A 22,705-nucleotide genomic window follows, 5' to 3' on the forward strand; every position below is an offset into this window, starting at 1 on the left:
ATATAAAAAACGCCGGTACAGATTGCCGGCGTTTTTTTTAAGTTGATAGTAATTTAACGGTACTGACTCAGCTCGTTATTATAGTTCTGTTAAAACAACAGGTTTTTACCAAAAAAGATGGTGGATACCGTGTTAACAAAAATCACCGCCAAAATTAGTGGGATAAAGGTACCCAGCGAAAAATTAACGTATTTTTGCAAAACCGAACCAGCAAAAGTACTGTTACCCTGGCTGATCTCCGCGTCCAGATTATGTTTCTTCCAGCGATAAATGACGAACAGGCATAACAGAAAACCATTAAGCGGCAGAATGGTTTCATAGAAGATGTCATATACTACATCAAAAAACGACTTATCTAGGCCACCGTAACTTAGCAGGTTGCTAAACAGCTCTACCCGTCCAAACGACAGCGCAGAAATCACTGATAGTACAATCATAGCACCACCCAGAGTATACAAAGCAGCACGGCGGCTGACACCTTTACCATCCATTAAGCTGCATACCGGCACTTCAATAATCGAAACCAACGACGTTAACGCCGCAAAAAATACCAGCAGAAAAAAGAAGCTGGCAATAAAAGACGCCCCGAAATAACCAATATCAGCCTGCAAGGCCAGAAAGATTTTTGGCAGAAACATAAAAATCATACCAATGCTGGACTCGGACAATTCGCTTAACTGGATATCCGGGTTAAACGAAAATACCGCAGGCAAAATCAGTAAACCCGAACAGCACGCCACCAACACCGACAAACCCGCCACCATTTTACCGGCATGCACAATATTGTTGTTTTTCTGAATATAAGAGCCATAGGTAATTAAAATACCCATGGCCAGCGATAGCGAGAAAAACGCCTGCGCCAATGCGCCGTTTAACACTTTGCCGGTCAGTTTGTCGAACTCAGGGATCAGAAAGAACTTAACGCCCAACATGGCGTTGTCCAGTGTCATTACGTAAATCACCAGCGCAATCAGCATTATAAACAGCATTGGCATTAATATACGTGATGCTTTTTCTATACCTTGCTTTACGCCGCCTTGCAGAATTAAGAACGTCAGGCCAATTACAACCGCCATATAGATAAACAGCTCGTTGCTATTAATAAACACACCAAAGCTGTCTGGCGCGGCAAGCTCGTTTAACTGCCCCATCACCGATTTAGCCAGATAACCAAAAATCCATACTGTGATCACCAGATAAAACACACCAATCATAAAAGGCGTAATAACTGACATCCAGCCAACTGTGCGCCATGCACGGTTTTGGCCAATTTCAGTGTAGGCACCCAATGGGTTTTGCCGGGTATGGCGGCCTAAGCTCATCTCTGCCAGCATTACCGGCAAACAGATAAAGAATACGAAAAAGGCATACATGATTAAAAAGGCGGCGCCGCCATTTTTACTGGCCATTACCGGAAAGGCGACCAGATTACCAATACCTACAGCTGAACCGGCGGCTGCCAGTACAAAGCCCAGGCTTGAACTGAATTGCTCACGTTTCATTGCTACGCGGACTCCCTGAATTTTTCTTATTAGAATGCCGGGGCTTTGCCCGGTTATTGTTATAGCGCTTTGCATGCTAACAGGCTGCTGCGGCAAATCCTAGTGTTGCACTGCTCCGATGCGTTTAATGTCGTTGGAACAACGTTCAGGATCTGCTAAGGTGCGCCAGTTAAAATCCGTGCTGCAGAAGGACTTCCCCATGTTTTATATGATTTACTCTGAAGATGTTACAGGCAGCCTAGATAAGCGCCTGGCTACCCGCCCGGCACATCTGGCCCGTTTAGAGCAGCTAAAAGCTGAAGGCCGCCTGCTATTGGCCGGGCCTTTACCTGCCATCGACAGCCTGGATCCAGGCAGCGCAGGCTTTAGCGGCTCATTGGTAGTTGCTGAGTTCACTTCGTTAGTTGAAGCACAGCACTGGGCAGATGCTGATCCTTATCTGGCTGCAGGTATTTACGCCCGCTCAACGGTGAAACCGTTTAAAAAAGTATTGCCGTAAGGCCCGAAAAATCAGGAGATACGCATGAGCTATATTTTACTCACCGGCGGGGCCGGCTACATTGGCAGCCATACTGCGCTGGAACTGCTGAACGCGGGCTACAAAGTGCTGAGCTTTGATAACTTTAGCAATAGCTCAGACGCCGCTTTGCAACGGGTAGAGCAGCTTAGCGGTAAAAGTATTGTTAGTATTAACGGCGATATCCGTGACGAGCAGGCACTGCGCCAGCTGTTTACTGATTACACTATCAGCGCAGTTATCCACTTTGCCGGACTAAAAGCGGTGGGTGAATCCACCCAGATACCATTGCACTACTACGACAACAATGTTGCCGGCACCGTAACCCTGTGCCGGGTAATGCGGGAATTTGGTGTAAAAAAACTGGTATTTAGCTCATCTGCTACCGTATATGGCGATGCCAGGCAAGTGCCTATCCCGGAAACTGCACCGCGTTCAGCCACGAATCCTTATGGTCAGAGCAAGTTGATGATCGAACATATTCTGGAAGATCTAGTACGCGCCGAACCAGACTGGGGTATTACACTGTTACGTTACTTCAACCCTGTAGGGGCGCACGACAGCGGCCGTATCGGGGAAGACCCTAACGGTATTCCTAATAACCTGATGCCATTTATTTCCCAGGTGGCCGTGGGTAAGCGCGACAAGCTCAGCGTATTTGGTAACGATTATGCCACCCATGACGGTACCGGCGTGCGCGATTATATCCATGTGGTTGATTTAGCACGGGGCCATGTTAAAGCCCTGCAATATCTTGAGCAGCATAACGGTATTGAAGCGATAAACCTTGGCACCGGCACCGGTTACAGTGTACTGGATATGGTAAACGCCTTTAGCCAGGTAAATAATATTGCTGTGCCCTATCAGATGGCCCCAAGGCGCGCTGGTGATATAGCGGTATGCTACGCCGAGCCAACGAAAGCCAAGATGCTGCTGGGCTGGCAGGCAGAAAAAACACTGGATGACATGGTTGGTGACAGCTGGCGCTGGCAGTCGGCTAACCCGAATGGCTATAAAAACTAGCTGATGAGCCCCAACTCCAGTGCCAGCAATACTGCCCGGGTGTGATCCCGCACCCCTAATTTGGCAAGAATAGCTGAGCACTGGTTTTTTACCGTACCTTCCGATTTATACAGCGCGGCAGCAATTTCTTTATTACTGTAGCCCGCCGCCATTAATTGCAAAATATCTAACTCTTTATCACTTAGCGGCTCTAGCTGTACCGGCATTGTAAAGCTGGTTTTATTGCTGCGTACGCTGCCCAACAAGGCTTTACAACAGCGTTGAGGCGGGCTTAATGTGCTGGTATAGCTCAACAGCCAATAGCACAAGATATGACAATACAAAACGCCGCAATGCAAAATAAAGTAATTTGGATCACCGGCGCCTCAGGTGGGATTGGCGAGGCGCTGGCTCGTGAGCTGGCCGCTGATGGTGCCCGCCTGATCCTCAGCGCCCGCCGGGAAGCCGAGCTGCAGCGGGTATGCGCCAGTTTAGCTAATAGCACACAACACTTATTATTACCTTTAGATATCACTGACAGTGCGGCAGTTACCAGTGCTATTGGTAATATACAGCAGCAAATTGGCGGCCTGGACTGGTTAATTAATAATGCAGGTATCAGCCAGCGGGCGCTGATTGTTGATACTACAGCAGACACTGATCGCAGATTATTTGAAATCGATTATTTTGCTCAGATTAATTTAACCCGTCAGGCACTACCGCTGTTACTGGCCGACGGCGGTGGCAAGGTGGTATTTGTGTCCTCTGTCGCAGGTTTAGTGGGTACCCAGTATCGCGGCAGCTATTCCGCCGCCAAAGCAGCCTTGCATTTATGGGCAAACAGCCTGCGCGCTGAACTGTTTGAACAAGGCTTAACTGTAGCGACCATTTTCCCTGGCTTTGTTAAAACTGATGTGTCTCGTAATGCCCTAACCGGCGATGGCAGTACGCTGGGCACGATGGATGACGCCCAGGCCAATGCTATGAGCGCGGAGCAGTTTGCTGAAAAAGCAGTAAAAGCACTGCTAAAAGGTAAAAACTATATTGTGATAGGCGGCTTAAAAGAACGCTTAGGCGCCCTGGTATCACGCCTATCGCCAGAACTGCTGTATAAAATGGTGCGCAAAAGTAAAGTGCGGTAATCAACTAAAACAACAAAGGCGCGTTACGCGCCTTTGTTGTATATGCTCAATTAACCTCGGCCTTCGCGGCTGGGCTTTTTGCCGGTGGGCTGGCGTTGTGGCTTGCCTTTCGGGGCTGCCGGGCTGCGGCGCCCTGCTGGTTTATTATCATTTGGTTTTGCTGGCCGTGCTTCGCCTGGCTTACGCTCTTTTGGTGTGCGCTCCGGTGTTTTAGCAGCGATATCGTGTTTACGCACAGCACGTTTCATGCTGGCCATACGGCGGCGGCGCTCGTCGCGGTCTTCCGGTTTAACCAGTGTTGCCACTTCCGGCACTAAGCTGACTAACTTACGCAGGTAGTTTACATCTTCCAGCGGATACTCGGCATAGCCGCCGGCCGGTAAGTGTTTTGGCAGCAGTAAATCACCGTAGCGTACACGAATAAGCCGGCTGACTACCGCCCCCTGTGATTCCCACATCCGGCGCACTTCACGGTTACGGCCTTCTGTAAGCACTACATGGAACCAGCGGTTAATCCCTTCGCCCGGCAGCGCTTTTATCTTTTTGAAGTTGGCTTTGCCGTCTTCCAGCTCAACGCCAGTGCGCAGGCGCTGGATCATCGCGTCATTTATCTCACCAAATACCCTTACGGCGTATTCACGCTCAACTTCAAATTTGGGGTGCATCAGGCGGTTGGCCAGTTCACCATCGGTAGTAAACAGCAATAAACCTGAGGTATTAATATCAAGGCGGCCAATGGCTATCCAGCGCGCGCCTTTAATATTCGGCAAGCGGGAAAATACCGTAGGGCGGCCTTCCGGATCGGTACGCGAACAAATTTCACCTTCCGGCTTGTGGTACGCCAGCACGCGGCAAATTTGCTGCTCTTCGCTGGCAATTTGTACCGGGTGACCATCTACCCGTACCTGTTGGGTTGGGCTGATGCGATCACCTAAGGTTGCGGGTTTACCATCTACTGTTACACGGCCACCGCTGATCCAGTCTTCCATTTCTCGGCGTGAGCCTAATCCGGCGCGGGCTAATACTTTTTGTAGCTTTTCGCTAGCTGCTTTCTCACTCATTAGTGCAATTCTCCTGTCGTCACGACGGTGTCTGCCAGATCCAGGCTAATGGCCTGAAATTCCGGCAAGGGGGGTAATTGGTTTAAATGTTTTAAACCAAAGTAATCTAAAAATTCTTTTGTAGTGGCGTATAAGCCTGGCCGGCCTGGCACTTCTTTATGGCCGACCACCTTAACCCAGCTACGATCCAGCAAGGTGCGCATAATCTGGCTGCTTACCGACACGCCGCGAATATCTTCAATCTCGCCACGGGTTATCGGTTGGCGGTAGGCTATCAATGCCAGGGTTTCCAGCACGGCACGCGAATAACGTGGCGAACGCTCCGGCCACAGCCTGGCTAAATAGTCACTCAGCTCCGGTTTGGTAATAAAACGGTAGCCCGATGCGATTTCCACCAGCGTAACACCCCGACCAGCGTAATCCTGCATTAGCCGGGCTAAGGTTTCGCTCAGGCGTTTTTTACTGACATTAAAACCATCCAGCACGGTGCTTTGTAAATCATCACTGCTTAGCGGCTTATCAGCGGCAAAAATGGCGGCCTCTACCAGTTGCATCAGCTGCACATCATTAATTTTATCGGCCATTATGCCTCACCTGCTTTAAGTTTGACATGAATTTGGCCATAAGCTTCTACCTGAATAATGTCTACCAGCTTTTCTTTGGTCAGCTCGAGTATCGCTAAAAAGGTCACCACCACGCCTTCACGGCCTTCTGTTACGTCAAAACAGCCTGAAAACGCCAGATAGCCATTATGTTGGCTGAGCAAGTCGAGAATACGGCTCATCCGTTCGCGGGTAGATAAATGCTCGCGTTTAATATGATGGTGCTGAAAATCTTTTGCCCGTTTTACAATGTCTTTTAAGGCCAGTGTCAGCTCGGCTAAATCAACATCCGGTAAAATCAGCAGGGGCGCAAAGTTATCAGCCAATACTGCGTTGGCATTAAAATGGTCGCGCTCGTCACGCGGCAGGCTGTCAAGCTCAGTGGCGGCCTGTTTAAATACTTCGTATTCCTGTAAGCGGCGGATAAGCTCGGCGCGTGGGTCGGCTTCTTCGTCTTCCACTTCGCTGTGCCGCGGTAGCAATAAGCGCGATTTAATTTCAGCCAACATCGCGGCCATCACTAAATATTCTGCCGCCAGTTCAAAATTCAGCCCCTGCATCAGGTCGATATATTCCATATATTGCAGAGTAATTTCATTTACCGGTAAATCGACAATATCAAACTTATGCTTGCGGATTAAATACAACAGAAAATCCAGCGGGCCTTCAAAGGCATCGAGCAAAATTTCCAGTGCATCAGGCGGAATATATAAGTCTTCCGGCCGGTACAGCACCGCTTCACCGCGCACAAAAGCCAGTGGCAGCGGTTGCTGTATCGTTAAGCTGTCACTGAGAATGTCGCTCAAGGTAGGATCCCTGGCTTAACGAAACGGCGCAGGGTCGCCACGGCCTTCGCGCAGGATCACCGGTTCATCATCAGACAAGTCAATCACAGTCGTCGGTGCTTCACCGATAATGCCGCCATGCAGGATTAAATCAACCTGCTTTTCCAGCCTGGCACGCATTTCTTCCGGGTCGCTTTCTGCAAATTCTTCGCCGGGTAAAATTAAACTGGTACTCAGTAATGGCTCGCCCAGCTCAGCCAGTAGCGCCAGCGCAATTTTATGCTCAGGAATACGCAGGCCGATGGTTTTCTTTTTCTCGTTTAATAAACGCTTCGGTACTTCTTTGGTGCCACGCAAAATAAAGGTATAAGCGCCGGGGGTATTATTTTTAATTAAGCGAAAGGCGCTGTTTTCTACTTTGGCATACACCGACAACTCGGAAAGATCACGGCATAACAGCGTAAAGTTATGATCAACGCTTACCTGGCGGATTTGTAAAATACGCTCCATAGCGTTCTTATCACCCACATGGCATCCCAGCGCATAACCGCTGTCGGTGGGATAAATAACCACACCGCCCTGCTGAATAATTTGCACAGCCTGTTTTAACAGGCGCTGTTGCGGTGTTTCCGGGTGAATATGAAAAAATTGGCTCATTGTTATTCTTCTTTAAATAGTATTTTCTTTATTACAGTATGCGGCTTCCACAGCTTGTGGCTGTGATCCCGGCCAGTGGCCAGTTGGCCCACACCGGTATTACATCGTCGGTTAAATATAGGTTTTTTCCGATATCATTCCAAGTTGTAACCTGATGAAAATCTGAACCGACCGACGCCGTTAAAGCATGTAACTGGCACAGAGCCCACAGCTCACGTTTTTGCACCGGCGTTTGCTGTGGCGAAATCACTTCTATCGCATCACCACCGGCAGCGGCAAACTGCTCTGCCAACCGCTTTACCCATTTGGTTGTCAGCTTATATTTCAGCGGATGCGCCAACACAGCCACTCCACCGGCATCATGGATCCATTTAATGGCTTCTGCCATCTCAACCCAGTTATTCGGCACATAACCAATTTTGCCGCGGCCTAAATACTTTTTAAATACGCCATCCATAGTACTCGCCTTGCCGATACTCACCAGATGGCGGGCAAAATGGGCGCGGGTTAAGGCGGCACCATTCGCTAACTTAAGCACGGCGGGCAATACATCCGGGATCTGGCTTTTTTCCAGCCGGCGTGCCATTTCTTCTGCGCGCACTAATCTTGCTTGCTGCTGTGTGCCTAAGCGCTGTAAAAACTGTGGGCAGTGCGGATTAATATTTAAGCCAACGATATGAATTTCCAGTTGTTGCCAACTGGTAGAAATTTCCACACCGTTAATCAGTTGCAGCGGTATTTGCTGCTCAGTAATAGTGTGCTGCGCTGCAGCTAAACCGGCCACGGTATCATGATCAGTAATGGCCAGCACATCCACGCCCTTCTCTGCCGCGCGTGCTACCAGATCAGCAGGCGAAAGTACGCCGTCAGAGCAGTGGGTATGGCTGTGTAAATCAATTTTCATCGGCACCTCAATATAAGCCGGCTATTGTCGCACAGCACCGGCTTATCGCAAAGCAAGGCATTAGCCATCTGGCCACTTATACGCTTTTATTTCTGTGTTATAACAAATAAGCACTTGACGCACGCTACCGTTTTGCGGTTTTATGTAGGCACAATAAACGAGGTTACTAAAGCTAATGCAATTTATCACAACCCTTAACCTGACTAACTGGTGGTGGCACATTCCCAACGGGCGTGTGTAGGCGTTGTATTAGCTTTAATTACCGAAGCCCGTTTCCACAAGAAGCGGGCTTTTTTTATGCGCCTGCAAAACTGTGCGAACCGGCTGAATAAAAACTGTGGAGCTGTATTTATGCAGCATAAGGAAAAAGTGAAACATGATTTTTAGCCATATCACGGATACGCCGGGCGACATTGCCAGTATAGCTATGCAGTTGCCGTATCACAGCGATGCGCTGGCATGCTACAAGCAGCTTACGGCTCAAAGCCCGTATTCGCTGCTGTTAGAATCGGCCGAAATAGACAGCAAAGATAACTTAAAAAGCCTGCTGTTGATTGATGCGGCGCTGCGGATAGAATGCAACGACCAAACCGTGGTAATTAACGCCGTTAGCAGCAATGGCGCGGTTTTATTACCGTATCTGGCAGATAAACTTAGTGCTAATACAACGGTTGAGCAAACTACAAACCAACTGCGCCTTACCTATCAGCGTCCGGCGTTATTGCTCGAAGAAAGCGAGCGGTTGCTTAGCGCCAACCCGTTTAGTGTACTGCGCACCTTGCAGCGTGAACTTAAGTGCCAGAGTGATGAGCCCTTCGCGGTATTTTTAGGCGGCGTAATTGGTTATGACATGGTAGCCACAGTTGAGCAGTTGCCAAACGTAGCCACAGCCGAAAACCAATGCCCGGACTATGTATTTTATCTGGCCGAAACGCTGCTAGTGCTGGACCACCAAAGCGGCCACAGCCGGCTGGTAGGTAATGTATTTTGTGGTGAGCAGGCAGCGGCCAACTGTTTTGTTATTGGTAAACGGCTGGAGCAATTAAAGCAGTTGCTGCAAGCACCCGCGGTTACTACTACTGCAACAACAGCAATACAAGCTGAAGTGCAGGTCGATATCAGCGATACCGACTTTATGACACAGGTAGAGAAACTAAAACAACATATTGTCGCCGGGGATATTTTTCAGGTAGTACCCTCACGCTGTTTCCGCCTGCCCTGCCCTGAGCCACTGGCCGCCTACGCCCGGTTAAAGCAGCAAAACCCCAGCCCTTATATGTTTTATTTGCAGGATACCGCTTTTACCCTGTTTGGCGCCTCGCCGGAATCAGCACTAAAGTTTGATGCGAAAAGCCGTCAGGTAGAAATTTACCCGATAGCCGGTACCCGCCGTCGCGGCTTTAAAAGCGATGGCAGTATAGACCGCGACCTGGACAGCCGCATTGAGCTGGAACTGCGCCAGGATGAAAAAGAAAAAGCCGAACACTTAATGCTGGTTGATTTAGCCCGTAACGACGTGGCGCGCATTAGTGTACCGGGCAGCCGTTATGTCAAAGAGCTGCTAAAGGTAGACCGCTACTCTTATGTTATGCATCTGGTCTCCCGCGTGGTCGGTACGCTTAAGCCTCAGCTGGATGCACTACACGCCTACCAGGCCTGTATGAATATGGGCACTTTAGTGGGCGCGCCCAAAGTAAAAGCGGCCGAGCTTATCCGTGGCGTAGAAGGCAAACGCCGTGGCAGCTACGGTGGTGCTGTCGGTTATCTGTCCGGCAATGGTGACTTTGATAGCTGCATTGTGATCCGCTCGGCCTATGTCGCCAATAACACTGCCTATATTCAGGCCGGTGCAGGGGTGGTGTTCGACTCTGTCGCTCAGGCCGAAGCCGATGAAACCCGCAGTAAAGCCCAAGCGGTTATCAGCGCCATTATCTCTGCGCATGATGCAGCCCATGCCAGCACAGCGAGGAATAACTGATGGCCGTTATCTATTTACTCGACAATATCGACTCTTTTACTTACAACCTGGTCGATGAGTTTGCCCAGCTGGGTTACGAAATAAAGTTGTATCGCAATACCGTACCGGCAGATTATATCTACCAGCAAATGCGGGCCGAAACCGCGCCAGTGCTACTGGTATTATCCCCCGGCCCCGGCAGCCCGGCAGATGCCGGTTCAATGCCGGCACTGCTGAAACTGTGTGAAGCGCAATTTGCAGTACTGGGCATATGCCTCGGCCATCAGGCCATAGTGGAACACTTTGGCGGTGTGGTTGGCCGCGCCGGTGAAACCGTACATGGCAAAACAGCCTCAATAACACTGCAGAATCATCCACTATTTGCCGGTTTACCTAACCCGTTTTTAGTAGCGCGTTATCACTCGTTAATGGCTACTGAAATGCCCAACGCCCTTACCTTGCTGGCTAACGACAGGCATATTCCGATGGCAGTGATTAACGAGGATAAACGCATGCTGGGTTATCAGTTTCACCCGGAGTCTATCTTAACCACCTTAGGTAAACCGCTGCTGAAAAACAGCATTGATTATTTATTACGAGGCTGAAGATGACAGATCCAATATTAGCGACAGTACTTTCAACAGTACAACACAGCCTCAGCGGCCAGCCACTGAGCTTTGCCCAGGCTGAACAGTTTTTTACTGCCGTAGTAAAAGGCGAAGTAGAGCCCGTGCATCTTACAGCGCTGTTAGTGGCGCTGAAAATGCGCGGCGAAACTGCCGATGAAATAGCCGGCGCCGCCAGCGCCTTGCGTGCTGCCGCTACAGAATTTCCACAACGCACTGCCGGCAGTATCGACTGTTGCGGTACGGGTGGCGATGGCAGCAATACCATTAATATTTCTACCACCGCAGCTATTGTTGGCGCTGCCATGGGTTTAAAGGTAGTAAAACACGGCAACCGCAGCGTGTCATCACGCTCCGGCTCTGCTGATTTATTAGAGCAACTCGGCGTAAATATTCACATAGCACCAAAGCAGGCAGCTGATACCCTGGCACACACTAACTGCAGCTTTTTATTCGCCCCGCTGTACCATGCCGGTATTAAGCACGCGATGCCGGTGCGCAATGCACTGAAAAGCCGTACCCTGTTTAACCTGTTAGGCCCGCTGGTAAACCCGGCCGCGCCGGATTATCAGTTGCTTGGCGTGTACGACCCGAAACTGTGCCGCGTTATGGCGCAGGCACTGCAACAACTGGGCGTAAAACGCGCCTGGGTAGTACATGGCAGTGGCTGTGATGAAGTAGCACTACATGGCACCACCTATGTCTGCGAGCTTAAAGACGGTGAACTGACCGAGTTTAGCCTGACACCGGACGACTTTGGTGTGGATCTGACCCCACTTTCGGCGTTAGCAGGCGGCGAACCGGCCGATAACGCTGCTGCCACACTGGCGATTTTACAGGGCGAAGGCCAAAGCGCGCATAAAGCGGCGGTAGCGATAAATGTGGCCGCCATGCTGAAAATTGCCGGTATGGGCGATGATTTAAAACTAAATACCCGTGCCGTGCTGGAGCTGCTAAGCAGCAACAAAGCGTTTGCAACCCTGTCGCAGTTTAAACAACTTAGTCAAATCAAGGAGCCGGCACATGGCTGAGCAAATGCCAAACGTACTGGCAAACATTGTGGCGCATAAGCGCAACGAAGTGGCACAGCTGAAACAGCAGCAACCGCTGTCGGCTTTTATCAGCGCTGTAACACCCACCGGGCGTAATTTTCTTGCCGCGCTGAAACAACCCGGCCCGCGCTTTATTCTGGAGTGTAAAAAAGCCTCACCATCAAAAGGGCTGATCCGCAGTGATTTTAACCTGACCGAATTAGCACAGGTATATGGCCAGTACGCCGACTGCATTTCGGTACTTACCGATGAGAAATTCTTTCAGGGTAAGTATGAGTATTTACGCACCATGCGTGGCCTGGTAGATAAACCGCTGCTGCATAAAGACTTTATTATTGACAGCTACCAGATTTACTTAGGCCGCCACTGCGGTGCCGATGCGGTGCTGTTGATGCTGTCAGTGCTAAGTGACGAAGAGTATCGGGCGCTTGCCGCCACTGCCAAAGAATTAAATATGACCGTGCTGACCGAAGTCAGCAACGAAACCGAAACCCTACGTGCTGTGGCACTGAACGCCGGGCTTATTGGTATTAATAACCGAGACTTACGTGATTTAAGTACTAATCTGGATACCAGCTTTACGCTGGCGAAACTGATCCCCGCTGGCAGAACAATAGTATCTGAGTCCGGCATTTACACTAACCAGCAAGTGCGGCATTTAGCAAAGGTAGCAGATGCGTTTTTGGTGGGCAGCTCGTTAATGGCGCAAGCGGATTTAGCCGCAGCCACGCGCACGCTGGTGCTGGGCGAGCATAAAGTCTGTGGCCTTACACGGCCGGAAGATGCTGCCGCCGTTTATGCTGCTGGTGCCTGCTATGGCGGCTTAATTTTTTATCCGCCCTCCCCGCGGGCCGTTACGCCAGAGCAAGCCGCTTTAGTACAACAAGGTGCGCCACTACAGTATGTTGGTGTCTTTGTTAATGCAGAACCTGCTCAAGTGGCGGCGTTAGCATATAGCTTAACGCTTAGCGCCGTGCAGTTGCATGGTGAAGAAGATGATAGCTATATCAACACGCTAAAACCGCTGCTACCGCCACGATGTCAGATCTGGAAAGCTTACCGGGTAAAAGATGCATTACCGGCATTTACACCACTTGCCGATCGCATTTTGCTGGATGCCTATCATCCCACTCAACATGGCGGCAGCAGCATCAGCTTTAACTGGGCCTTGCTAACAGAACAAACAGCCAACCAGCCCGTTATGCTGGCCGGTGGCTTAAACAGTGATAACTGCTTTGCCGCCGCCGGATTACCGGTGGCCGGGCTCGATTTTAATTCAGGGCTGGAAACTGCGCCGGGCATCAAAGATGCAGCCAGGATCCGCTCAGCCTTCACACAATTACGGGAGTTTCACCATGAGTGAACTAAAACTTAATCCTTATTTTGGCCAGTACGGCGGCATGTTTGTGCCGCAACTGCTGGTACCGGCCTTAAAACAGCTGGAACAGGCTTATGTAGATGCGTTAGAAGATCCTGCTTTTCATACCGAGTTCCAGCAGCTGTTAACTGAATATGCTGGCCGGCCAACACCATTAACGCTGTGTCGCAATATTTCACCCAACCCGTTAGTGAAAATTTACTTAAAACGTGAAGACTTACTGCACGGCGGCGCACATAAAACTAACCAGGTACTGGGCCAGGCGCTGCTGACCAAGCGCATGGGTAAAAAAGAAGTGATCGCAGAAACAGGTGCAGGCCAGCATGGTGTCGCCACGGCCTTAGCCTGTGCCTTACTGGGCTTAAAATGCCGCATTTATATGGGCGCTAAAGATATTGAGCGCCAGCAACCTAATGTGTTTCGTATGAAGCTGATGGGCGCTACGGTAATACCGGTAACCAGCGGCAGCGGCACTTTAAAAGATGCGGTTAACGAAGCGATGCGCGACTGGTCGGCTACTTATGACAACACCCACTATATGCTGGGCACTGCAGCAGGCCCGCACCCGTTTCCTACCATAGTGCGCGATTTTCAGAAGATGATTGGCGAAGAAGCCAAACAGCAGATCTTAACAGCCGAAGGCAAACTGCCCGATGCGGTGATCGCCTGTGTTGGCGGTGGCTCTAATGCCATTGGCATGTTCGCCGATTTTATTACCGAAGAAGGCGTAAAACTGATTGGCGTGGAGCCCGGCGGTAAAGGCATTGATACCCATCAGCACGGTGCAGCGCTGTCTACCGGCAGCTACGGCATTTTGCACGGAGCTTACACGGCTATTATGCAAACCAGCGATGGCCAGATAGAAGAATCGTATTCTATTTCTGCCGGCCTCGACTACCCGGCCGTGGGCCCACAGCATACCTATTTACAACAAACCGGCCGCGCTGAATACGTGGCAATAAACGACGATGAAGCCTTAGCAGCATTTCAGCAACTGGCCAAGAGTGAAGGTATTATACCTGCGCTGGAAAGCTCGCACGCGCTGGCCTATGCGTTAAAACTGGCAACGCAGGCAACTGTACCAACAGTATTGTTAGTTAACTTATCCGGCCGTGGCGATAAAGACTTAGCCCATGTGCACAGCGTATTAGCAGGAGGCACGCTATGAAGCGCTATCAGCAAATGTTTAACCGCTTAAACAGCGAAGGCCGTGGCGCTTTTGTACCCTTTGTTACCATTGGCGACCCAACTCCGGCGCTGTCGTTTGAAATTATCAAAACCCTGATTGACGCCGGTGCCGATGCACTGGAGCTGGGTATAGCGTTTTCAGACCCGATAGCCGATGGCCCAACGATTCAGGGCGCCAATATCCGCGCCCTGGCCGCAGGTGCCACCCCGGCTATCAGTTTTGACATCATTGCGAAAATCCGCCAGTACCACGCCACTATCCCGATTGGTTTGTTGCTGTATTCCAACCTGGTAATGGCACGCGGCATTGATGATTTTTATGCTAAAGCCGCAGCGGCCGGGGTCGATTCTGTGTTAATTGCCGATGTGCCACTGCATGAAAGCAAGCTGTTTCGCCAAAGCGCCGTTAAGCATGATATAGCCCCTATTTTTATAGTGCCGCCTAATGTGGAGGATGATGACCTGCGCGAAATTGCTTCCTATGGCCGTGGCTATACTTATTTGCTTAGCCGTGCCGGGGTTACCGGTGCTGAAACCGTGGCTGCTATGCCCACCAGCGAACTTATTGCCCGTATTCGCAGCTATAACCCGGCCCCGCCGCTGCTGGGTTTTGGCATCTCAACCCCGGCGCATGTGAAAGACGCTATTCACAGCGGTGCTGCCGGTGCTATCAGTGGTTCGGCTATTGTTAAGCTGATAGAGCAACATCAAAGCGAACCGGCAATCTTACTGGCGCAGTTAAAGCAGTTTGTCAGCAATATGAAAGCCGCCACCTGACATAAGCAACACAACTCACGCTACAGCTTGCTGTGGCGTGTTTTTTCTCAAAGCTGTCGATTTTTCTGCCGTCACGCAGGATAATAGCGGCTTTACGCCAAACGGACCCATATTTATGCAAATCAGCGACAACAGCGTAGTACAGTTTCATTACACTCTGACAGACGTTAGCAACGGCGCAAGTGTTGAACTGGAGACATCAAACGGCAGCCATCCGCTGCTGTACCTGCACGGCCATGAGCAAATGCTGCCGGCACTGGAACAGGCATTAAGCGGCAAAACCGCCGGTGACAAACTGGATATTACCTTAACACCAGGCGAAGCCTATGGTGAACGCGACGAAAGCGCCATTCAAAGCATTCAGGTAAAACACCTGCTGGGCGCGAAAAAATGGCAACCGGGTATGACGGCTGTAGTGCAAACCGAACATGGCCAGCGCCAGGTTACTATTGTTAAAGTAGGTATGTTTAAAGCCGAGGTAGACACCAACCACCCTCTGGCCGGCAAAACGCTGAAATTCGCTGTGGAGATAGTGGCAGTACGCGAAGCCACCGGTGAAGAAATTGCCCATGGCCATGCCCACGGTGAAGGCGGCCATCACCATCACTAAAGCATTACACTGCTACACCGGCAGCTAAGCTTTTATCGCTTAGTTTGCCGGTGTCACCTTAATCAGCTGGCCTTTGTCACTGTCGGTCAGTAAATACAAAGCTCCATCCGGCCCGCTGCGCACATCACGGATACGCTGCTTCAGCTCACTAAACAGCACCTGCTCATGCACCACCTGGTGATTTTCTATATCCAGCCGGTACACACTTTTTGCTGCCAGTGCAGCCACAAAAATATTACCCTGCCACTGTGGGAATAACTCACCACGGTATAGCGTCATTCCCGCCGGGGCAATAGATGGTGTCCAGCCCCAGACAGGTGCCTGCATACCGGTAAAATGAATATAAGGGGATACCCTGGCACCCGTGTAATCTATACCTTTAGTGGCTACCGGCCAGCCATAATTTGCACCGTCATTAATAATATTTAACTCATCGCCACCACGCGGGCCATGTTCGTGGCTATACAGCGTTTGAGTGGCAGCGTCATAAAAAATACCCTGTACATTACGATGCCCCAGGCTGTATATCTCAGCGGCATAACCCGGCCTGTCAGCAAAAGGGTTGTCTGGTGGTACCGAACCATCAACATTTAACCGTACTATTTTACCCAAATGATTAGCCGGGTTTTGTGCCTGCTCACGGTAGTCAAAACCATCTCCCAGTGTTAGCACCAGGCTGTTATCAGGCAAAAAAGCAATACGGCCTCCAAAGTGGGCGGCGCCACTTTTTAGTGGTTGGGCCTGAAAAATACGTTTGATATTGCCAAGGCCACTGGCAGTTAGCTCGGCACTGGCAAGACAGGTATTATTGGCTTTTAGTGTGCCACAGGCGTAGCTGAGCAAGATTTGATTATTATCGGTAAAACCCGGCGTCAGTATTACATCTTGCAAACCGGCCTGTGCAGCCTGCAGCAGATCAGGTAAGGCCGGTTGAATACTAAAGCGCTCACTGCCATCCGCTGCCAGGCGTTTTAAGATACCGCCGCGCTCGGTAAGTAACATATCGCCATCCGGCAAAAACTCAAGCGCCCAGGGATAACTCAGGTTATCTGCCAGAACTTTTAACTGATAAGATGCAGCGGCATTGACTGCAGGTACGGCAAAAAGTAATGCCAGTAAAATAGCAAACCTAGGCATAGTACTTCCTCCGTTTTAATAGCCATATATAGCCCAGCATACCAGCACTGCTACATAACAACATACTGATAATGCCCCCGTTACTGCGGGTAGCGGCAATTAGTGTAGGCATAGGTGCTATGGTGTTAATGATCAGTAGCATAAGGTACAACACCACTGCGCCAAGCACGGCGGCCAGCCAGAACTGCCGCAGTAACGGCAAATAGTGCAGCAAGACAGCGGCAACCAGCAGGTTAACCAAGGCTATAGGTGCATAAGTTAAACTAAAATGGGTTAAATCAAACCAGACAGTGGCGGCAATATCGCCAGCTGCCACACCGCCGGTTAACGCTGCTATTGCGGCCAGATTAAAACCACTTTGGGTAATACAAGCCAGTACTGTCGTTAGCAACACTGCCAATAACAGATACCACAGCAGAAACCAGTGCACAGATATCATTATATTCCCCCTTTTTAAGAACAGTTTCAGGCTACCTTGTCAACACCAATGTAACAAGATTAATTTTACCTGCCGCTTACTTATCAGGCACAGAAACTGCTAAAATCGGCTTATGCCTTTAATCAGGTAAACTGTTAACATCGAATTGGCGTAATGTCAGTTCCTTCAGCCAAAAGAGCAGCTATCCTGTTATGCGTTATATCAATACTCCCAATTTCGACCATCAGCAAAGTGATAAAATAGGTATTCTGTTAACCAACCTTGGCACCCCGGATGAACCCACGCCAAAAGCGCTGAAACGCTATCTTAAGCAGTTTTTATCTGATCCACGGGTGGTAGAAGTACCGCGTTTGCTGTGGTGGCTGATATTAAATGGCGTGATCTTACAATTCCGGCCACGCCGCTCGGCCAAATCTTATGCCACAGTGTTTACCGAACAAGGCTCGCCATTGTTATTTCATACACAAGCCCAACGCGATGCGGTTGCAGCTCAACTTAAACAAGATGGCCTGAATGATGTCGTCGTTGAGTTTGCCATGCGTTATGGCAACCCGGGTTTTGATTCGGTATTAGATAAAATGTTTGCCCAGGGCGTGCGCAAACTCATCGTGCTACCGCTGTATCCGCAATACTCAGCCTCTACCTCTGCCTCCAGCTTTGATGAGCTGGCTCGCAACTTTATGCGCCGCCGCTGGCTGCCGGATTTGCGCTTTGTGTCACATTATCCAGACTATTCGCCTTTTATTGCTGCTGCGGCAGATAAAATCCGCCACCACTGGCAACAACATGGTCAGGCCGATAAACTGATTTTGTCTTATCATGGCATTCCCAAGCGTTACTTAGTGAACGGCGATCCCTATCACTGTGAGTGTTATAAAACGTCGCGCTTAATTGCTGAACAGCTCGGCCTTAACAAAGATCAGTATCTCACCACCTTTCAGTCACGCTTTGGCCGTGAAGAATGGCTAAAACCTTACACCGACGAAACATTAAAAGCCCTGCCAGCCCAGGGCGTAAAAAGTGTACAAATTTTTTGCCCGGGCTTTTCAGCTGATTGTCTGGAAACCATTGAAGAAATTGGCGAAGAAAACAAAGAGTACTTTTTACATGCCGGTGGCGAGCGTTATGAATATATCTCAGCGCTAAATGCCGATCCGCAACATATTAATGCGCTGTGTCAGTTGATTAAAGACAACCTGCAAGGCTGGCAGGTTAACTCAGAGCCACAGCGTGCAATACGTGCAGCTACCCTTAACTTAGAAAAACACGGAGACTAAACAGCTTGTATGAGCACCAGCAACGGTAATAAAACGCGGACTGAGCCAACATTAAATGCACCACCGCTGCTAAACAGAATAAAGTTCGACAATGTTCGGGAAGCTCCCTACGTCTCGCCGCAGCAGCCCCCGTTGCGTTTAACTCCGTGGTTATTACTACTGGCCGTTATACTGCTTGGCGTAGCTATTTATCAGGAAAGCCGTAATCATTTTTATCAGTCTGCATTATGGCACTGGCTGGCTGGCCACCTGAGCTATGAGGTGGTCCCCGGCCCGACAGAACAAGTCCGCTATGCTCAGGCAGGGCCATTTGATCAGCGCTTTGGCTACAGTAAATTGCCGGAATGGATCGAAAGGCTGCAAAATACCGGCTTTCATATCAGCCAGCAAAGCCAGTTTTCTGACAGCCTGCTACGCTACACCGACTATGGTTTCTATCCGCCCTATAACGAGAAAAGCCAGGCCGGGCTTACTATTAATGGCTGTAAACAGGAACTGATGTATCAGGCTCAGGCACCTGCCATGCAGTTTGCTACTTTGCAGGAAATGGCGCCAATACTGGTAAAAAGTTTATTGTTTGTTGAAGACAGAACCCTGCTTACACCGGAACACTCACGCGCTAACCCGGTACTGAATTTACCCAGGCTGGGTGCTGCAGTATGGTCGCAGTTGCAACGTGCTGCCGGTATTCCCGCCGCCGCAGCCGGTGGTAGTACACTTGCGACCCAACTGGAAAAATACCGCCATAGCCCGCACGGTTTAACCTCTGATGTTGCCGATAAATTCCGTCAGCTGGTGTCCGGCAGTATCAGAGCTTATCAGGCCGGGGTCGATACCCAACAGGCACGGCAACGTATAGTGCTCGACTACATCAATACCGTACCGCTGGCAGCAACCGCTGGCTATGGCGAAGCTCACGGTATGGGCGAAGGGCTCTATGCCTGGTTTGGTGCTAATCCGGTTCAGGTGAACCAACTGCTGCGCCAGGGCGGTCCTTATACTGATGCGCAAGGCTTGGCACTTAAACAGGTTATGGCGTTAATTATTGCCCAGCGGCGGCCGTCTTACTATTTATTACAAGGTCGTGCCGATTTAGAGCAGCTTAGCAGCCGCTACCTTAACTTGATGCAACAACAGGACATAGTACCGACTGAGCTTGCCGCCAAAGCCATACAGCAAAAACTAAGCTTTAATGGCAAGGCCGCACCGGCTGCACTACCCGGCACAGATTTTAAAGCCACCACTATGGTTCGCAGCCGCCTGAGCCAGTTATTAAATCAAAGCCTGTATCAACTCGACCGGCTGGACTTAAGCAGCCAAACCACGATCCATAATCAGTTACAGCGTGATATCAGCCAACATCTGCATAAGCTGAATAACTACAGCGGCGCCGAACAGGCAGGATTGTTTGCAGACCGCCTGCTATCGCCCGGACAGCAAAGCAAAGTACGTTACAGCTTTACGCTGTACCAAAGCACTGATAACGGTAATAAAGTGCGGGTGCAAACCGACAACACCGACCAACCCTTTGATATGAATGACTCGAGTAAACTTGAGCTGGGGTCCACCGCCAAACTTCGTGTACTGGTAAGCTATTTACAGATCGTGGCAGAACTGCACCGGCTTTATGCCGAAGAAAGCGCCGAAACATTGCGCTTTCTTGAGTTAGCGCCGCAAGACAACCTCACCAGTTGGGCAGTAAATTATTTAAGTGAATATCCCGGTGTCAGCCTGGATACAATGTTGCAGGCAGCTTTGCAACGCCAATACAGCGCTAACCCGAAAGAAAGTTTTTATACCGGTGGTGGCCTGCATACTTTTAGTAATTTTCGTAAAGAAGAAGACCGGTTAACTCCTACTATCGCAGAATCGCTGCAGCAATCAATTAACCTGCCTTTTGTGCGTCTGCTGCAAGATATGGTGAACTACAGTATTTATCATGGCGAAAACAGTAGTTACCAGTTACTGGCCGACGATGATAATCCGCGCCGTGAGCAGTATCTGCGCCGGTTTGCCGACCGTGAAGGCACCACATTTTTGCGCCGGTTCTGGCAAAAATATAAAGACACTAATGCCGAACAACGTTTACAGCTATATATTGCCAGTAGCAGGCAAACTCCGGAACGGCTGGCAGTGGCTTACTTATATATTAACCCGAACAGCACGCAGGCACAGTTTAACGAGTTAATGCAGCAGCAATTTGGCGCCAGTGGCAAAGACAGTTGGCCAAAACTGTATGACAAATATCAGCCTGATGCCTTTAATTTACCGGACCGGGCATATTTATCCAGAAGCCACCCGCTGGAGTTATGGCTGCTGGCTTATCTGCAACAGACACCCGACGCCAGTTTGCAAAGTGCCATCGCTGACAGCAGCACCAAACGCCAGGAAGTTTATCAGTGGCTGTTTAAAACCCGTTTTCGCAGTGCCCGGGATAATCGCATCCGTAATATGCTGGAAATTGAAGCCTTTTGGGATTTACATCAGCGCTGGCAACGCTTGGGTTACCCGTTTGACTATCTGGTGCCGTCACTGGCAACAGCGCTGGGCAGTTCCGGTGACAGGCCAGCGGCACTGGCGGAACTTATAGGTATTATTATTAACAACGGCAAACGGGTACCCACTATCCGGATAGACAAGCTGGCATTTGCCACCGACACGCCGTATCAAACTCATTTCGAGCGCCCACTGCCCCAGGCCCAGCAAGTAATGGAGCCAGAAGTTGCTGCAGCCGTAAGAACCGTATTGCAACAAGTTGCAACCGATGGCACCGCCCGGCGCTTGCAACCTGCTTATGCCGGTTCTCAGCTGGCAATAGGCGGGAAAACCGGCACCGGTGATAACCGGCTGGTACAGCTAAATGCCAGAGGTCAGCATGTCAGCTCAAAAGCGTTAAACCGCACTGCCACTTTTGCGTTTTATCTGGGATATCAGCATTTTGGTGTATTAACTGCTTATGTGCCTGATGCTGACGCTGAACAGTTTCGCTTTACTTCAGCCCTACCTCTACAGGTAATGAACAGCATGGCACCTGTACTGGTGCCTTATCTGACAGAAGGTGGCTGGTGCAATTAGCCGGTAACAACCTGATTACGGCCAAGATGTTTAGCCTGGTACAGCGCCATATCTGCACGGTGTAACCAGGCTTCCCAATCTTCGCCCGGTTGTAACTGGGCCACACCTATAGACGTCGTCAGATGCGAGCCATCTGGCAGCATCATGCGCTGCTCAACACCTGCCCGCAGTTTCTCGGCTAATTTATTCAGATCTGCCGGCCTGGTATCAGCCACCAGTACAACAAATTCTTCACCACCGAACCGGAATACCTGATCATGTGAACGCAACATCGACTTCAATACAGGGATCAGTTCAATCAGCTTTTGATCGCCTACTTTATGGCCGTGGTTATCATTAATTTGTTTGAAATGATCTAAGTCGAGCAATATAAGCCCGTACTGCCGGGCACCTTTAGTAAATTCATAAATGGCAACCGCCAATTGATCATTTAACGTACGCCGGTTTGACGCCCCCGTTAAACTGTCTGTTGTTGCCAGCCGCTTTAATTCCTGGCGCTGTACCTGGGCCCGATAAGCAAAAATAAAAGCAAACACACTGGAAATAGTTGTTGTTACCATAAAAGATGTCATCTGAAACTGGCTGTCAAAAACACTGCCCGGCCGCCAAAAAGCATAACCCAGCAGTACCAGTAACATAGTAACCAATAACACAAAGGCCTTACGCGGAGACACAAGAAAGAAGATAAACACTAAAAACGGATATACCCAAAACAGACCATCTACGCCTAAATTAATACATACCAGCACAGCACCAATACAAAATACCACTGCCATAAACAGACCTGGCTTTACCGTATCACCGCTGCGCCAGGCCATGCGGGTGGCAATAATAGAGCAGCTAACCATGATTAAATCTGCAATACCGACAACAATATTACCGGTATACAAACGATACAGGCCATAAGGGGTGACACATAGCACTATCATAGCCCCGACCAGCGTTAACATAGCCAGATAAAAATCGTTTTTTAAACGCTCCAACACCGCTTGTATCCCCGCCCGAGCTAAATTATTT

Annotated in this window: 22 protein-coding genes; 12 read left to right on the forward strand and 10 right to left on the reverse strand. The window is 49.9% G+C overall.

Going from position 1 to position 22,705, the window contains the following annotated elements; all coding sequences use genetic code 11:
* Positions 1-89: 89 nt before the first annotated feature.
* A complete protein-coding gene (locus tag M2404_RS10125; RefSeq protein ID WP_259239613.1) occupies positions 90-1,502 on the reverse strand; it encodes a sodium-dependent transporter in 1,413 nt (470 codons plus the stop codon).
* A gap of 199 nt (positions 1,503-1,701) precedes the next feature.
* On the opposite strand from M2404_RS10125, the gene M2404_RS10130 reads away from it, so the two are divergent.
* Both M2404_RS10130 and galE read left to right on the forward strand, forming a co-directional pair.
* Positions 1,702-2,001 (forward strand): YciI family protein, encoded by a 300-nt coding sequence (locus tag M2404_RS10130; protein WP_259239614.1) that lies wholly within the window; start codon positions 1,702-1,704, stop codon positions 1,999-2,001.
* Positions 2,002-2,025: 24 nt separating this feature from the next.
* The gene (gene galE / locus M2404_RS10135; RefSeq protein WP_259239615.1) at positions 2,026-3,042 is read left to right on the forward strand and encodes a UDP-glucose 4-epimerase GalE; all 1,017 of its coding nucleotides are present in this window, start codon (positions 2,026-2,028) and stop codon (positions 3,040-3,042) included.
* Here galE and M2404_RS10140 read toward each other — a convergent pair.
* Positions 3,039-3,248, reverse strand: a complete 210-nt coding sequence (locus tag M2404_RS10140; protein WP_259239617.1) for a helix-turn-helix domain-containing protein — start codon at positions 3,246-3,248, stop codon at positions 3,039-3,041. The genes galE and M2404_RS10140 overlap by 4 nt on opposite strands.
* A gap of 105 nt (positions 3,249-3,353) precedes the next feature.
* Between M2404_RS10140 and M2404_RS10145 the strand changes: the two genes are divergently transcribed.
* The gene (locus M2404_RS10145; RefSeq protein ID WP_259239619.1) at positions 3,354-4,163 is read left to right on the forward strand and encodes an SDR family oxidoreductase; all 810 of its coding nucleotides are present in this window, start codon (positions 3,354-3,356) and stop codon (positions 4,161-4,163) included.
* A 50-nt stretch (positions 4,164-4,213) separates the two neighbouring features.
* Here the strand turns inward: M2404_RS10145 and rluB are convergent, their stop codons facing one another.
* From rluB to rnm, 5 genes are read right to left on the reverse strand one after another with little or no spacing between them, the layout of a single operon-like run.
* Complete coding sequence (gene rluB, locus M2404_RS10150) at positions 4,214-5,224, reverse strand: 23S rRNA pseudouridine(2605) synthase RluB (protein WP_259239620.1); 1,011 nt, start codon at positions 5,222-5,224, stop codon at positions 4,214-4,216.
* Positions 5,224-5,808 (reverse strand): SMC-Scp complex subunit ScpB, encoded by a 585-nt coding sequence (scpB, locus tag M2404_RS10155; protein ID WP_259239621.1) that lies wholly within the window; start codon positions 5,806-5,808, stop codon positions 5,224-5,226. Before scpB ends, rluB begins: the two co-directional genes overlap by 1 nt.
* Positions 5,808-6,632 (reverse strand): segregation and condensation protein A, encoded by an 825-nt coding sequence (locus M2404_RS10160; RefSeq protein WP_259239622.1) that lies wholly within the window; start codon positions 6,630-6,632, stop codon positions 5,808-5,810. The genes scpB and M2404_RS10160 overlap by 1 nt, the downstream gene beginning before the upstream one ends.
* Positions 6,633-6,647: 15 nt before the next feature.
* Positions 6,648-7,268 (reverse strand): L-threonylcarbamoyladenylate synthase, encoded by a 621-nt coding sequence (locus M2404_RS10165; RefSeq protein WP_215397103.1) that lies wholly within the window; start codon positions 7,266-7,268, stop codon positions 6,648-6,650.
* A 31-nt stretch (positions 7,269-7,299) separates the two neighbouring features.
* Complete coding sequence (gene rnm, locus M2404_RS10170) at positions 7,300-8,172, reverse strand: RNase RNM (protein WP_259239623.1); 873 nt, start codon at positions 8,170-8,172, stop codon at positions 7,300-7,302.
* A gap of 376 nt (positions 8,173-8,548) precedes the next feature.
* On the opposite strand from rnm, the gene M2404_RS10175 reads away from it, so the two are divergent.
* The 7 genes from M2404_RS10175 (at position 8,549) to M2404_RS10205 (ending at position 15,760) form a co-directional block, all read left to right on the forward strand.
* Positions 8,549-10,150: an anthranilate synthase component 1 gene (locus tag M2404_RS10175; protein ID WP_259239624.1), complete on the forward strand. Its 1,602-nt coding sequence runs from the start codon at positions 8,549-8,551 to the stop codon at positions 10,148-10,150.
* The gene (locus M2404_RS10180; protein WP_259239625.1) at positions 10,150-10,734 is read left to right on the forward strand and encodes an aminodeoxychorismate/anthranilate synthase component II; all 585 of its coding nucleotides are present in this window, start codon (positions 10,150-10,152) and stop codon (positions 10,732-10,734) included. Before M2404_RS10175 ends, M2404_RS10180 begins: the two co-directional genes overlap by 1 nt.
* A gap of 2 nt (positions 10,735-10,736) precedes the next feature.
* The gene (gene trpD / locus M2404_RS10185; protein ID WP_259239626.1) at positions 10,737-11,786 is read left to right on the forward strand and encodes an anthranilate phosphoribosyltransferase; all 1,050 of its coding nucleotides are present in this window, start codon (positions 10,737-10,739) and stop codon (positions 11,784-11,786) included.
* Positions 11,779-13,170, forward strand: a complete 1,392-nt coding sequence (gene trpCF, locus M2404_RS10190) for a bifunctional indole-3-glycerol-phosphate synthase TrpC/phosphoribosylanthranilate isomerase TrpF (RefSeq protein ID WP_310503080.1) — start codon at positions 11,779-11,781, stop codon at positions 13,168-13,170. Before trpD ends, trpCF begins: the two co-directional genes overlap by 8 nt.
* Positions 13,163-14,353 (forward strand): tryptophan synthase subunit beta, encoded by a 1,191-nt coding sequence (trpB, locus tag M2404_RS10195; protein WP_259239627.1) that lies wholly within the window; start codon positions 13,163-13,165, stop codon positions 14,351-14,353. The genes trpCF and trpB overlap by 8 nt, the downstream gene beginning before the upstream one ends.
* A complete protein-coding gene (gene trpA / locus M2404_RS10200) occupies positions 14,350-15,150 on the forward strand; it encodes a tryptophan synthase subunit alpha (RefSeq protein WP_259239628.1) in 801 nt (266 codons plus the stop codon). The genes trpB and trpA overlap by 4 nt, the downstream gene beginning before the upstream one ends.
* A 115-nt stretch (positions 15,151-15,265) precedes the next feature.
* Positions 15,266-15,760, forward strand: a complete 495-nt coding sequence (locus tag M2404_RS10205; RefSeq protein WP_259239629.1) for an FKBP-type peptidyl-prolyl cis-trans isomerase — start codon at positions 15,266-15,268, stop codon at positions 15,758-15,760.
* 39 nt (positions 15,761-15,799) lie between these two features.
* On the opposite strand, the gene M2404_RS10210 is transcribed toward M2404_RS10205, so the two are convergent.
* Positions 15,800-16,897: a PQQ-dependent sugar dehydrogenase gene (locus M2404_RS10210; RefSeq protein WP_259239630.1), complete on the reverse strand. Its 1,098-nt coding sequence runs from the start codon at positions 16,895-16,897 to the stop codon at positions 15,800-15,802.
* Entirely contained in the window at positions 16,890-17,336 is a 447-nt protein-coding gene (locus tag M2404_RS10215; RefSeq protein ID WP_259239631.1) for a hypothetical protein, read from the reverse strand. The genes M2404_RS10210 and M2404_RS10215 overlap by 8 nt, the downstream gene beginning before the upstream one ends.
* 191 nt (positions 17,337-17,527) lie before the next feature.
* Between M2404_RS10215 and hemH the strand changes: the two genes are divergently transcribed.
* Together hemH and M2404_RS10225 are read left to right on the forward strand one after the other, a co-directional pair.
* A complete protein-coding gene (gene hemH / locus M2404_RS10220; protein ID WP_259239632.1) occupies positions 17,528-18,613 on the forward strand; it encodes a ferrochelatase in 1,086 nt (361 codons plus the stop codon).
* Positions 18,614-18,745: 132 nt separating this feature from the next.
* Positions 18,746-21,688, forward strand: coding sequence for a transglycosylase domain-containing protein (locus M2404_RS10225; RefSeq protein ID WP_259239633.1), 2,943 nt, complete (start codon positions 18,746-18,748; stop codon positions 21,686-21,688).
* On the opposite strand, the gene M2404_RS10230 is transcribed toward M2404_RS10225, so the two are convergent.
* Positions 21,685-22,674, reverse strand: coding sequence for a GGDEF domain-containing protein (locus M2404_RS10230; RefSeq protein WP_259239634.1), 990 nt, complete (start codon positions 22,672-22,674; stop codon positions 21,685-21,687). The two genes, M2404_RS10225 and M2404_RS10230, sit on opposite strands and share 4 nt — an antisense overlap.
* Between the last annotated feature and the right edge of the window lie 31 nt (positions 22,675-22,705).

It is taken from the genome of Rheinheimera pacifica (assembly GCF_024809855.1).
In the GTDB taxonomy this organism is placed as follows: Bacteria; Pseudomonadota; Gammaproteobacteria; order Enterobacterales; family Alteromonadaceae; genus Alishewanella; species Alishewanella pacifica_A.